Raw genomic sequence first — 12,796 nt, 5'->3', positions numbered from 1 at the left:
AGCGGACGGTTAGCTGGTGACGGATCGGCCGCTCCACTCCGGGGGTTCCTGGCGCCGTGCGGCAAGGCCGGCCAGCAGGTCCGCGTCGAAGACGCACGTTCGGCCCGTCGTCTGGTTGACGTGCAACCCCAGGATCTCCTCGGTGGCGATCAGCTGGCCATCCACGTGCATCTCGTGGCAGAGGTGGAGTTTCTTTGCCCCGGACCCAGCTACCACGGTGGTGACCACGAGCTCGGCGCCGAGACCGGTTTCGGCAAGGTACCGGACGTGGGCCTCCACCGTGTAGAGCGAGTTGGACGTCGCCGTGCGGTATCGCGGGCCCATGCCCAGGGCGTCCATGGCCGCATCGGTGGCGAAGCCGAAGACCAGCACGTAGTAGGCCTCGGACAGGTGGCCGTTGTAGTCGATCCACTCGGGGAGGACGGGGGTCCTGTAGGGTTCCCAGGCCACCTAGACCGCCGCCTTCGGTGCCGCCTTCAGGTCACCGATGACGTTGCGGATGGCGATGATCGCCGCGTCCCGTTCGGCGACCAGATCGGCGAAGCCGCGTTCGCCGGCCTCCTCGTCGCAGCCGGCGATGACGTCGGCACGGAGCCGTTCGGTCAGTTCGGGGGCGTCCAGGCGGGTCCACGGGGACTTCAACGAGGGGCCGAAGTGGTCCAGCATGTGCGCCATTCCGCCGGGTCCCCCGGCGAGGTGGAAGGTGAGCATCGGACCCTGGATGGGCCAGCGCAGGCCGGGGCCGTCGGTGATGGCGAGATCGATCTGCTCGACGGTTGCCTCGCCGTTGTCGATCATGTGCAGGGCTTCGCGCCAGAGTGCCTCCTGCAGCCGGTTGGCGATGAAGCCGGGGACCTCGCGGTCCATGGTGATCACCGACTTGCCGATGAAGTCGTACCAGCGGGAGGCCCAGGCCACGGCTTCGGGGTCGGTGCCCTGGCCGCCGGCGACCTCGACGAGCGGGATCAGGTACGGCGGGTTGAACGGGTGCCCGACCACCAGGCGGGCGGGGCTGGCCGCACGTCGGTTCATTTCGGACATGCCGTAACCAGACGTGGACGAACCGATGACGACGCCGTGTGCGGTCGCCGCGTCGATCTGCGCCAGCAAGTCCGACTTCAGGTCTAGGTCCTCCGGCGCGCTCTCCTGGACGAATCCGACACCGGCCACCGCGTCGGCGAGTTCGGCGTGCACGCTCCAGTTGTCCTTGGAGGCGTTTGGTGCCAGTCCCAGTTGGGTCAGGGCGGGCCAGGCGGCGTCGATGAGGGCAGCGAGCTTGGCCGCCGCGTCGGGGGAGGGGTCCCAGGCCTGGACACGGTATCCACGCGCCAGGAAGTAGGCGGCCCAGCCGCCGCCGATGGTGCCGATGCCCACGCAGGCCACGGTGTCGACGTCGTGCATTTCGGGGTAGTTGCCCATGGATCAGGCCCTCTTTTCGAGCTGGAGGATTTCCCGGGCCTCGTCGGGGGTGGCGACCGAGGATCCGAGGTTGGTGACGATGTCGATGGCGCGCTCGGTGAGCTGCGCGTTGGTGGCCTTGACTCCCTTGGACAAGTAGAGGTTGTCCTCCAGACCCACGCGGGCGTGGCCGCCGAGCAGGACCGACTGGGCGACCCATGGCAGCTGGTTGCGGCCGATCGCGAAGGACGTCCATTGGGCACCCTCGGGCAGCAGGTTGACCATGGCCTGGAGCAGGGCCGGGTCCACGGGTGCGCCGTAGGGGATGCCCATGCACAGCTGGTAGAGCGGTGGCGGGGCGATCAGCCCCTCCTCGACCATGACGTTGGCGAACCAGAGGTTGCCGGTATCGAAGATCTCCATTTCGGGTTTCACCCCGAGTTCCCTGATGCGGGCCGCGCCTTCGCGGAGCATGTCGGGGGTGGAGACGTAGAGCTGGCTGCCTTCGCCGAAGTTCAGCGAGCCGCAGTCGATGGTGCAGATTTCGGGGCGCAGTTCCTCGACGTGGGCCAGGCGGTCAAGCCCGGAGACCAGGTCGGTGCCGGGTAGCTGGATGGTGGGTTCGCCCGGGTCGACGACGAGGTCCCCGCCCATGCCGGCGGTCAGGTTGATGACCGGGTCGACGTCGGAGGCGCCGATCTGCCGGACGACCTCGCGGTAGAGCGCGGTGTCCCGGGAACCCTGTTTGGTCTGCGGGTCACGGACGTGGATGTGCACGACCGAGGCGCCGGCGCGGGCGGCGGCGATCGCGTCGGCGGCAATCTCATCCGGTGTCACGGGGACGTGCTCGCTCTTGGAGGTGGTGTCTCCGGCGCCGGTCAGGGCACAGGTGACGATGACCTTACGGTTCATGGGTGGACTCCTTGGGGGTGACGATGGTGCGGTCGATGAAACTTTCGATTTGGCTATACATCTGATCGACAGTCAGCATTCCGGTGAGGACCTTGATGCCGAGTCCGTCCATCATGGTCGTGACGTCCAGGGCCAGGGATTCCGGGTCGCCTGGGCGGATGTTGCCGCTGTCCTGGCCTTCGGTGATGATCGCGGAGACGGTTTGGCGCCAGCGTGCGTAGCCATGGCCGTGGTTGTCGCGGCCTTCCGGGTGGACGGCGACCTGGGCCCAGGTCTGCAGCCAGATGGACCACTCGGCGCGGCCGGCGGCCCCGGCCGGAAGCTGGAGCTGGATCAGGCGCTTGAGTCGCAGGACGGGATTCGTCACGGCATGGAGTTCGGCCACCTGGCGGTCGAAGGCCAGTTTGACCGAATAGCGCAGCGTCTCGGCGAAGATCTCCCGTTTCGCCGGGAAGTAGTAGTGGACCGCGGCCGGGCTCATCCCGCATTCACGGGCGATGTCGGCGATGCGGACCGACTCGTAGCCCTGTTCGGCGAAAAGCCACCAGGACTTCTCGATGATCGTGCGCCGCTTGAGCGCCATCTCGCGATCCTCGCGGTGGACGGTCGGCAGCATCCTGGCCGACGCCGGCGTGGTTGCCCCGGTCGTGGCATCGGAGCCGGAGATGAGCCAATTGGCCGTCACGCCCGTGACGGTCGCCAGCTGGGTGATCTCCTCGGCAGTGAAGCGGCGGGTGCCCTTGAGCGACTTCGAGAGCTTCGATTCGTCGAGGCCGATCAGTTCGGCGATCCGGCGCTGCGGCCGACCGGAGCCGCGAATCGCGTCGCGGGCCCTCTCGGGCAGCTGGCCGGACGGCGTGGCGGGAGTGGGCATGCCGTCCACTGTAGGGAGGACTTGCGATTATGGCAAGACTGCTGATGCATGCTCAGAAAAACTTGCGACTTATTGCGTTGTCCGGAAGGCCATGGGGCCCGACTGCACCGCAGCCGTCAGGGCGCGCGGACGCAAAAAGGCACCGAACCACCCCTGCGGACGATCCGGTGCCTGGAAGCGCGGGCTATCGGCGGCGCCGGCCGAGCACCAGTGCGGTCAGTGCCGTCGCACCGGTCACCGCGTAGACCGCGGGCCAGGCGCCGATCTTCTTGGCCAGCGGATGGGAAGCGCCGAAGCCGACCAGATAGGTGGCCGTGACGACGGCGGCACGCCCGGCGCCGGCGTCCCGCTGGCAGGAGGCGAACGCGGCGGCCCCGGCCGCGGCCAGGACGGCCCCGCCCAGCGGGCGGTTTCCGGTCGTGCGGGCGGTCTGGAAACCGCCGAGCAGGCCCGCGGTGGTCAACGTGGCGGTGGCGATCGAGCTCATGGTTCTCCTTGGTATCTGGGCGTGTCAGCCTACTCTCCGCCTACCTCTCCCGCGGGCCCGGGCGTACGATGACGAACATGAGTGCCACCATCGGACATGAAACGACCCCGACCAAAGTGGTGATGGTTTCCATCGTCGCCGCGCTGGGCGGATTCCTCTTCGGATTCGACTCCGCCGTGATCAACGGCGCGGTCGATGCCATCGCCGAACAATTCGGCCTCAGCGGCGTGATCCTCGGATTCACCGTCTCGTGTGCGCTGCTCGGGGCGATGGTCGGCGCCTGGTTCGCCGGCCCCTTCGCCGACAAGCAGGGCCGCGTCCGCGCCATGCTGGTCGCTGCCGTGCTCTTCACCATTTCGGCCGCCGGATCCGGCTTCGCCTTCGGTGCCGTTGACCTGATCATCTGGCGCTTCATCGGCGGCCTCGGCGTCGGCATGGCATCCGTGCTGGCCCCGGCCTACATCGCCGAGGTCGCCCCCGCGCACAGCCGCGGCCGGCTCGCCTCGCTGCAGCAGATGGCCATCGTGTTGGGCATCTTCGTCGCCCTGCTCTCCGACGCGTTCATCGCGACCTCGTCGGGCGGTGCCACCGAAGAAGCCTGGTTCGGCCTCTCGGCCTGGCGCTGGATGTTCCTCACCGGAATCGTCCCGGCCGTGATCTACGGGGTATTGGCCTGGCAGATCCCCGAATCCCCGCGCTACCTCGTCGCCCGCGGCCAGCTGGCCAAGGCCGGCAAGGTCCTCCACGAGGTCGTCGGGCTCAAGAGCCGCGAGGAGGTGGACGAGAAGATCGCCTCGATCAAGTCCACCATCAGCACCGAGAAGAACCAGGGCCTGCGCAACCTGGTCGGGGGGAAGGGCTGGTTGCTGCCCATTGTCTGGGTCGGGATCCTGCTCTCCGTCTTCCAGCAGTTCGTCGGCATCAACGTGATCTTCTACTACTCCACCAGCCTGTGGCTCTCGGTCGGCTTCACCGAGGCCGACTCCTTCACCATCACGGTGATCACCTCGGTCACCAACATCGTGGTGACCATTGTGGCCATCGCCCTGGTGGACAAGATCGGCCGCAAGCCGCTGCTGCTGTGGGGCTCCGCCGGCATGACCATCGCCCTGGGGCTCATGGCTGTCGCCTTCAGCCAGTCCACCGGCACCGGCGAGGACGTGTCCCTGCCCCAGCCGTGGGGCGTCATCGCGCTGATCGCGGCCAACCTCTTCGTCGTCGCGTTCGGGGCCACCTGGGGCCCGGTGGTCTGGGTCCTGCTCGGGGAGATGTTCTCCAACAAGATGCGCGCCGTGGCCCTCTCCGTTGCCGCAGCGGCACAATGGCTGGCGAACTTCCTCATCACCACGACGTTCCCGACCCTGTCGGAGATCAGCCTCGTGCTGGCCTACGGACTGTATGCACTGTTCGCCCTGCTGTCCTTCTTCTTCGTCTTCCGGTTCGTCCGGGAGACCAAGGGCCGCGAACTCGAATCCATGCAGTAAGGGCTACGGAAGGGTGGCCGGAATGTCCTGGGCCGTCGGCTGCGTGCCCAGCGCGGCGAGCACCGCAGCACCGAGGATCCGGGCCCCTTCGCGGGTGGGATGGGTGCCGTCGTAGGTGAGTCCGTCGGCGTACCGGCCCGGCTGGTTGTCATCGCGCAGTCCGCGGGACCCGTCGATCCAGCCCCAGCCCTGCTCGGCGACGAAATCGTGGAGCCAGGCGTTGTATGCGAGGGTGCGTTCGCGGAATTCATTGCGCGGGGGGACGGAGGAGACGATGACCCGGGGAACGTCCGCGACGTCGACGATGGAGCGCATGTTCTCCCCGATCTGCTCGAACGGGACGCCGGCCTTGATGTCGTTGGTGCCGGCGATCATGACCAGCACATCCGCCGGGACGGGGGTGAAGCCCTCGAGCATCTCTGCCGTGGTCGCCCCACCGCGTGCCCAGCCGCCGACGAACGCGGTTCCCGGCTGCTGCGCGAAGGCCGCCCAGGAGCGTTCCCCCACGATGCCGCGCCCCACCTGGTCCGGGTAGGCGTGGTCGGCTGTGATGGAGTCGCCGACCACCGCGAACGTCAGGGCCTGCGCCCCGGCGGCCATCGGCTGCGCCATCGGAAACCCGTCGGAGGTCAGGGGAGCCGGCTGGTGCGGTTGGCCCAGATAGGCGCCACCGGCGGCCACGGCCAGCAGGACGAACCCGGCGGCCACGACCCGGCGGGGACGTGCGCAGATGCGGCTGACGAGCGAGGGGCGGGCGGCGGCGCCATCGGTGGCGGATCCGGAAACGGGCAAGGTGTACTCCTGGTGGAAGATGCGACATATCCAGCGTAGGGAGCACCGAGCCCCATGGGCCTCCAGCAACATGACAATCGTGTGACAATTCGCCCGACGGCGCATTCACAGGCCGGTGGCCTACCCTCGAAGCCATGTTTGAGCAGATTTCCGTCGACTCCTGGTGGCAGGCCCTGCTGGTCGGCTTCAGCCATGGCCCGTCCCTGCAGGCCGAGGCATTGACCCTGGTGCTGATCGTCGCCGCCGCCATCGCACTGTCCGTCCCGTGGGCGACCTGGCGCTGGTTCGGCCTCTATGTGACCTTCGTGCACGAACTCGGCCACGCGCTGGCCGCGCTGATGACCGGCCGCATGGTCCACGGGATCCGGCTGAATCTGAACCACTCGGGCGAAACCGTCAGCATCGGCCGCGGCCGGGCGGGCGTGGCCTGGTCGGGGTTCTGGGGGTATCCGGCGCCGGCGGTGGCCGGGTCGGCGATGGTCTGGGCCGCCTGCTCGGGATGGGCCGGGGCCGCCTTGTCGCTGGGGGCGCTGTTGCTGCTGGTGGCCTTGTTGTTCATCCGCAACCTCGTCGGCGTCCTCATTGCCGTGGGGTGTGCCGTGCTGGCCCAGCTGCTCGTGCTGTTCACCGATCGCGACGTCGCCGCCTACGTGGTCGTGTGCCTGGGCATCGCCCTGGTCGTCGGGGCGGTGAAGGACTGGTTCAAGGTCACTGCGGTGCACACCCGGCGCCGACGGCTGGACAGCTCGGACGCCTACATCCTGGCCCGTGCCACCGGCGTCCCGTCGGCCATCTGGCTGACCGGTTTCGCCGTCGTCATCGGCGGCTGCGCCTACTGGTCCCTGCACTCGCTCGGCGGCTCGGTCCTGTAGCCCCCGCCGCCCTGGGGGGCCACGGGGATCGTGGTGCGCGACGGGCTCCTCGCGTAGCCTCGGTCACGGAGGTATACATGGCCCATTTCGAGTTCACCACCAGCCTGCCCTTTCCCCGCGACGACGTTTTCCGGTGGTTCACCCGCCCCGGGGCGTTGCTGCGGCTGAGCCCGCCGTTTTCCGGCAGTGTCCGCCGCGAACCGGACAACGGACTGGAGGTCGGCTCGACGGCGGTGCTGGGCATCGGTGCCCCCGGCGGCTTCGGGCTCGGGCTCGGATCCGCCGTCGGATCCGCAGCCGGTGCACTGCACCTGCCGGGCTGGGTGCGCCCCGAGGTCCCCTGGCACGCCCGCCACGTCGGCCTCGTGCCGGGACGCGGATTCACCGACGTCATGGACTCCGGCCCGCTGAGCTCGTGGACCCACGACCACCTCTTCGAGGACGACGGCGAGGGCACCATCATGCGCGATTCGGTCGCCTACACGCTGCCCCTGCCCGCGCCGGGGTCCCGACCGCTGGGCCGGCTGTCGCGGTGGAGCGAGGAGCGTTTCGCGACGGAGCTGGGGCGGATGTTCGAATACCGCGAACGCCAGCTCATCGGCGACCTGCTCTTCCACGCCAGGCACCGGATGCCCCAGCCATTGCGCATCGCCATCAGCGGCGCCGGCGGCCTGATCGGCACCCAGCTGCGCGCCCTGCTGCTCGGTGGCGGCCACGACGTGGTGCGCCTGGTCCGCCGTCCGGCACAGGTCGGGGACGAGGTCTCCTGGGACCCGGACGCCGGACGGATCGACGCCGAGGCGCTGGCGGGATGCGACGTTGTCATCCACCTTGCCGGCCACCCGATCGGGGGCCGGTTCACCGCCGACACCAAGCAGCGGATCATGTCCTCGCGCACCTCGGGCACCTCGCTGCTCGCGCGCACCCTGGCCGACCTGGCCGCGGACGGACGCCAACGCGCCCTCGTCTCCGGTTCCGCCATCGGCTACTACGGCGCCTCATCGCAATCCCGACGGCCCGGCACCCCCGAGGAACTGACCGAGGACTGCCCTCCGGGCACCGACTTCCTGGCCGATGCCTGCGCCGCCTGGGAGGCCTCCTGCGAACCGGCGGCATGCGCCGGCGTCCGGGTGGCCACCATCCGCACGGGAATCGTGCAGAGTCCCGCCGGGGGAGCACTGCAGCGGATGCTGCCGTTGTTCATGGCAGGCGTGGGCGGACGGCTGGCTGGCGCCGGCATGCAGAGCTGGATCGGGATCGATGACATCGTCGGGATCTTCGCCCATGCCGCCCTGGACCAGGACGTGGCCGGGCCGGTCAATGCCGTGGCCCCCCATCCGGTCGACGGCCGGGAATATGCCGATACCCTGGCCGCCGTTCTCGGGCGGCCGGCGCTGGTGACCGTGCCTGCCGCCGGTCCAGCCCTGCTGCTGGGACGGCAGGGCGCCCGGGAACTGGTCCAGGCCGACCAGCGTGTCTCGTCGCGCAGGGTCGAGGACCTCGGCTACGGGTTCCGGAATCCGGACCTGCAGTCGACGCTGCGCCACGTCCTCGGCCGGCCCTGAAGGGTCACGAGTCGGATACCGACGCGGGCCTGGAATTCGACGGTAACGACCGCTGGACGCCCCATTCGGTGTATGGAACGGCCTTTTGGAAGCTGTGAGGGGCGCGCGGCACAACTCACAGGAAAGCCACGGGAAGCGGATCCGTGCCCGAGATTCCGCAGTTTTGGGATGTAAACTTTTTGTGGAACCCCGGATTTCCGGACACCGTGGTTTGACGCAAGCCCCCGCCGTGCGGTTATCGTTATCAAGTCACGTTTAGATAACACCTCGCCGTTCGGGGTGGTGCAAAACGACATTGCAGCGGGGTACCTCTTGGATCGTCCACCCGGCTGCCCACAAAACTTGGAGTCGACATCGACGCCGGACGATCGCGCAGTGAAGGCCGGGGACGGTCAGAGCGAACAGGTGGCCCCTGGAGAACTGTGATCCAGCAGCAGAACAAGAAGTTTTCGAAGATTTCCCGCATCGGCGCGTCCAGCGGTGTAGCCGCACTGGCACTTGCCGGCGCGGCCGCCGGCCTGGGGGCAGCTCCCGCCTCCGCCGCTTCCACGTCCACCTGGGACGCCGTCGCCAACTGCGAGTCCAGCGGCGACTGGTCCATCAACACGGGCAACGGCTACTACGGTGGCCTGCAGTTCAGCCAGCAGACCTGGAACGCCTTCGGCGGCTCCGGCAGCGCCGCGAACGCCAGCAAGTCGCAGCAGATCGCCGTCGCCGAGAAGGTCCTGGCCACCCAGGGCTGGGGCGCCTGGCCGGCCTGCTCCGCGAAGCTGGGACTGTCCGGCAAGAGCGGCTCGGTCGCCTCCACCTCCAACACCGTGGAGAAGCAGGCACCGCAGCAGACCGCCGAGAAGAAGTCCTACGAGGCCCCGCAGAAGACCTACAAGGCAGCCCCGAAGCACCGCTCCGAGGCTCCCGTCCAGAAGGCCGCCCCGCAGAAGTCGGTCCAGTCGACTGCCAAGCACGTGGCCACCGTCAAGGCCACCGACTCGGGTGCGAACTACACGGTCAAGTCCGGCGACACGCTGGCCAAGATCGCGCAGAAGAAGGGCCTGGACAACTGGAAGGGCCTCTACTCGCTGAACAACGATGAGGTGCAGAACCCGAACATGATCTTCGTGGGCCAGTCCCTCGACGTGCCGACCAAGTAACCAGGTCGGCCCCGGGACCCAGCCCCGGACCCACAAGCTACGGGGGCCCAGCTCCCGTATGACGGCAGCGGCGGTTCACCATTCCCCCCAACGGTGGACCGCTGCTGCTTCGTCGTTAACGCCTAGTGCCCGCACTCCCCGCAGTGCGGGCACTACGCGTCACCGGACCATTCAGACGTGCGCCACGGCCGATGTCGCGGACTCGGCGAAGGCCAGGGCGGCGGGACGGTAGGCGTTGCGCAACGCCAGGAAGCGCGCGCTGCTTTCGGCCCCGGGCCAGCCCACGGGCAAGGATTCCGCGGGAAGGCCGGGATCCACATAGGGGATGATGCGCCAGCTGTCGATGCAGCGGACGTAGGCGGAAAAGGCCGTGGCCCCGTCCTCCGGCGGCTCGGCGCACACGCCCTCTTGGCCGGCCAGGAAGTCCCGGTGCAGCCCGGCAAGCTCATCCAGGTCCCACCAGCCGGCGACGGCTTCGCGCAGCGTGCCCTCCACCAGGGGGGAGCCGGTCACGAAGAGCACCGCGGCGCCGCGCAGGCCCAGGTCCCCGAGGATCTCCTCGGCCTCGGGTCGGAGGTAGTCCGGGCAGATCCACAGGCCCGGCCCGACCGTCCCGCAGCCGATCCAATGCAGCCGACGGCGCAGCTGGTGGCGCAGCCCGCGTTCGGATTCGGGGATGGTGAAGGACACCAGGCACCACGCATCGCCCGGGCCCATGGCGCGGGGCTGGTGGATCCGCCGGTCGCCGCGTTCGAGCATGTGCCGGGCCCGGGCCCCCACGGCGTAGCCGGGGATGCCGCCGCGTGCCTCGGCGTCGAGCACTGCCTTCTTGCGCAGGCGGGTCAGGGCGGTGCGTGTCAGGGTGGCCGACACCCCGACGGCCCCCATCAGGGTGACCAGCTGGGCCGAGGACATCCAGCCGCCAGCGTCACGCAGGTAGAGCCCGATGACGGTGCGCAGCAACGACGTGGTGCTCCCGGGGCGGGAGTCCATGTCGTCGAGGACGGCACTCATTCCATCTCGGCCAGCGCCGTGGCGATCGCGTCGATGCCCGCCTCGAGTTCGGCGAAGCTGGTGCTCAGCGGCGACAGGCCGATGCGCAGCCCGTTCGGGGGCCGGAAATCGGGAATGACCCCGAGCTCCCACAGGCGTGCCGTGACCTCGGCGAACCGGTCGTGGTCCACGGTGATGTGCGAACCGCGCCAGGCCGGATCGCGCGGACTGGCCAGCCGCGCGCCGAGGGGGGCCAGGCGTTCGTCGGCCAGTCGGATGGCATGCTCGGTCAGTGCCACCGATTTGGCCCGGACGGCGTCCATGCCGGCTTCGGCGATCAGCTCGACCATGTCCTTGAGTGGCTGCATCGCCAGGATGGGCGGGGTTCCGGTGATGAAGCGGCGGATGTTGCCCGCCGGCTCGTACGCCTCGGTCATCCCGAACGGGTCGGCTGCCCCCATCCACCCCCAGATCGGCTGGCGCAGGCTCGGCTGCAGCCCCGACCGCACGTAGGCCAGGGCGGGCGAGCCGGGACCGCCATTGAGGTACTTGTAGGTGCAGCCCACGGCCAGGTCGACGCCCCAGTCGTCCAGGTGCAGCGGCACCGAACCGACCGAATGGCACAGGTCCCAGACCATCAAGGCGCCGGCGGCCTTCACCCGCGCGGTGATGGCCGCCGCATCGGCCAGGTAGCCCGAGCGGTATGCGACATGACTCAAGAGCACGACGGCGGTGCTCCCCGACAGGACCTGGTCCAGATCCGCGGTGGTCACCCCGGCATCCGGATCCGGGGTGATCCAGCGCAGCGTGGCACCCCGCTCGGCGGCGATGCCCTCGACGATGAAGCGGTCGGTGGGGAAGTTGCCCGCATCGATGACGATCTCGCACCGGGCCGGGTCGGCGGCCTGTTGGTGGTCCAGGGCGGCGCGCAGGGCCTTGTAGAGCAGGACCGACGTCGAGTCGCCGACGAGCACCTGCCCGGGGCCGGCGCCGAGGACGACTTCGCCGAGCCGGTCACCGAGGACCGTGGGCTCGTCCATCCACTTCTCGTCCCAGCTGCGGATCAGCCCGGCGCCCCATTCGGTGCGCACGAACGTGGCCAGCCGCTCCGCCGTCGCGGCCAGCGGGCGGCCCAGCGAGTTGCCGTCCAGGTAGGCGGTGAGGGGGTGGGCCGGATCGTGCTCGGGAACGAGGAATCGGTCGCGGTAGGACGCCAGCGGGTCGGCGGCGTCCAGGTCGGCTGCCGTCAGGGTGTCGGGGGAGGGGTTCATGTAGCGGGCCTTTCGGGCTAGTTGCCGATTTCGGTGCGCACGGCATAGAGCTCGGGGAAGAAGGTCAGGTCCAGGGCGCGTTTGAGGAAGTCGACGCCGGAGGATCCTCCGGTGCCGCGCTTGAAGCCGATGGTGCGCTGGACGGTGCGCAGGTGCCGGAACCGCCAGGACTGGAAGTTGTCCTCGAGGTCCACCAGGTCCTCGCAGGCCTGGTAGAAGGTCCAGCGGGTGTCCTCGGACTCGTAGATCTCCTTGAACACCGGGATGAGGGCTTCCTGCAGGACCCACGGCTTCGTGAAGTCCCGGTGCAGGATCTCGTCGGGGATGTCGTAGCCGGCTCGTGCCAGTGCGGCCAGGAACGCGTCGTAGACGGTGGGTTCGTCGAGCAGGCGGCTGAGCATGGCATGGGCTTCGGGGTGGGATTCGAAGACCTTGAGCATGCCGCGGTGCTTGTTGCCCAGGATGAATTCGACGCCGCGGTACTGCCAGGACTGGAAGCCCGAGGCCGAACCGAGTGAGCCCCGGAACTGGGCGTACTCACGCGGTGTGAGCGTGGCAAGGACGGACCACTGGTCGGTGAGGATCTTCTGGATGTGCTTGACGCGGGCCAGGCATTTGAGTGCCTTGCCCAGGTCGTCGGCGTCCATCAGGCGCCGCGCCTCGGTGAGCTCGTGGAGCACCAGCTTGAGCCACAGTTCGCTGGTCTGGTGCTGGATGATGAACAGCATCTCGTCGTGGTGCGCGGGGCTGCTGTGTGGATGCTGGGCGTGCAGGACGCTCTCCAGGTCCAGGTAACCGCCGTAGGACATCTCGTTGCGGAAATCGGTATGCACCGTTTCCTCGATGTCGCGGACGCCCGAGGGGTCGCGGGGGGCTGGTTCCGCGTCGTGCCGGGCGGCGTGATGCGCGGTACCGGGCCCGGTGCCGGGCATGCCTGAAGGGTCTTGGGAGTAGGGGCAGCTCATGAACCAAGAATATCTAATCTGTGACGAGCGTC

13 protein-coding genes are annotated in these 12,796 nt (G+C 68.8%); 4 read left to right on the top strand and 9 right to left on the bottom strand.

Translation table 11 applies throughout. The features are described from left to right. Positions 1-9: 9 nt before the first annotated feature. The 5 genes from AC1MEQ_RS05820 to AC1MEQ_RS05800 form a co-directional block, all read right to left on the bottom strand. A complete protein-coding gene (locus tag AC1MEQ_RS05820) occupies positions 10-450 on the bottom strand; it encodes a thioesterase family protein (RefSeq protein WP_479794802.1) in 441 nt (146 codons plus the stop codon). Then, entirely contained in the window at positions 451-1,419 is a 969-nt protein-coding gene (locus AC1MEQ_RS05815; protein WP_479794800.1) for a 3-hydroxyacyl-CoA dehydrogenase NAD-binding domain-containing protein, read from the bottom strand. 3 nt (positions 1,420-1,422) lie between these two features. Then, positions 1,423-2,310 carry a beta-keto acid cleavage family enzyme gene (locus AC1MEQ_RS05810; RefSeq protein ID WP_479794798.1) on the bottom strand — a complete coding sequence of 296 codons (888 nt, stop codon included), beginning with the start codon at positions 2,308-2,310 and terminating at the stop codon, positions 1,423-1,425. Further along, positions 2,300-3,184, bottom strand: coding sequence for a TetR family transcriptional regulator C-terminal domain-containing protein (locus tag AC1MEQ_RS05805; protein ID WP_479794796.1), 885 nt, complete (start codon positions 3,182-3,184; stop codon positions 2,300-2,302). Before AC1MEQ_RS05805 ends, AC1MEQ_RS05810 begins: the two co-directional genes overlap by 11 nt. A 184-nt stretch (positions 3,185-3,368) precedes the next feature. Further along, a complete protein-coding gene (locus AC1MEQ_RS05800; RefSeq protein ID WP_479794795.1) occupies positions 3,369-3,671 on the bottom strand; it encodes a hypothetical protein in 303 nt (100 codons plus the stop codon). Between the two features lie 77 nt (positions 3,672-3,748). Between AC1MEQ_RS05800 and AC1MEQ_RS05795 the strand changes: the two genes are divergently transcribed. Further along, positions 3,749-5,155 (top strand): sugar porter family MFS transporter, encoded by a 1,407-nt coding sequence (locus AC1MEQ_RS05795; RefSeq protein WP_479794793.1) that lies wholly within the window; start codon positions 3,749-3,751, stop codon positions 5,153-5,155. A gap of 3 nt (positions 5,156-5,158) precedes the next feature. Here AC1MEQ_RS05795 and AC1MEQ_RS05790 read toward each other — a convergent pair whose 3' ends face one another. Continuing rightward, positions 5,159-5,947 (bottom strand): SGNH/GDSL hydrolase family protein, encoded by a 789-nt coding sequence (locus AC1MEQ_RS05790; protein ID WP_479794791.1) that lies wholly within the window; start codon positions 5,945-5,947, stop codon positions 5,159-5,161. Between the two features lie 134 nt (positions 5,948-6,081). Here AC1MEQ_RS05790 and AC1MEQ_RS05785 point away from each other — a divergent pair, with 134 nt between their 5' ends. The 3 genes from AC1MEQ_RS05785 to AC1MEQ_RS05775 all read left to right on the top strand — a co-directional run bounded on the left by AC1MEQ_RS05785 (position 6,082) and on the right by AC1MEQ_RS05775 (position 9,535). Beyond that, on the top strand, positions 6,082-6,819 hold the full coding sequence (locus tag AC1MEQ_RS05785) for a M50 family metallopeptidase (RefSeq protein ID WP_479794789.1): 738 nt from the start codon (positions 6,082-6,084) through the stop codon (positions 6,817-6,819). 77 nt (positions 6,820-6,896) lie between these two features. Beyond that, a complete protein-coding gene (locus AC1MEQ_RS05780; RefSeq protein ID WP_479794787.1) occupies positions 6,897-8,384 on the top strand; it encodes a TIGR01777 family oxidoreductase in 1,488 nt (495 codons plus the stop codon). A 422-nt stretch (positions 8,385-8,806) separates the two neighbouring features. Continuing rightward, a complete protein-coding gene (locus AC1MEQ_RS05775; protein ID WP_479794785.1) occupies positions 8,807-9,535 on the top strand; it encodes a transglycosylase family protein in 729 nt (242 codons plus the stop codon). A 171-nt stretch (positions 9,536-9,706) separates the two neighbouring features. Here the strand turns inward: AC1MEQ_RS05775 and AC1MEQ_RS05770 are convergent, their stop codons facing one another. From AC1MEQ_RS05770 to AC1MEQ_RS05760, 3 genes are read right to left on the bottom strand one after another with little or no spacing between them, the layout of a single operon-like run. Next, the gene (locus tag AC1MEQ_RS05770; protein WP_479794783.1) at positions 9,707-10,549 is read right to left on the bottom strand and encodes a PaaX family transcriptional regulator; all 843 of its coding nucleotides are present in this window, start codon (positions 10,547-10,549) and stop codon (positions 9,707-9,709) included. Continuing rightward, positions 10,546-11,799, bottom strand: coding sequence for a kynureninase (locus tag AC1MEQ_RS05765; protein ID WP_479794781.1), 1,254 nt, complete (start codon positions 11,797-11,799; stop codon positions 10,546-10,548). Before AC1MEQ_RS05765 ends, AC1MEQ_RS05770 begins: the two co-directional genes overlap by 4 nt. Positions 11,800-11,816: 17 nt before the next feature. Further along, positions 11,817-12,608, bottom strand: coding sequence for a tryptophan 2,3-dioxygenase (locus AC1MEQ_RS05760; RefSeq protein ID WP_479796070.1), 792 nt, complete (start codon positions 12,606-12,608; stop codon positions 11,817-11,819). Between the last annotated feature and the right edge of the window lie 188 nt (positions 12,609-12,796).

The organism is Arthrobacter sp. ASL1, from assembly GCF_056680475.1.
This window is presented reverse-complemented; position numbering and strand designations above follow the sequence as displayed.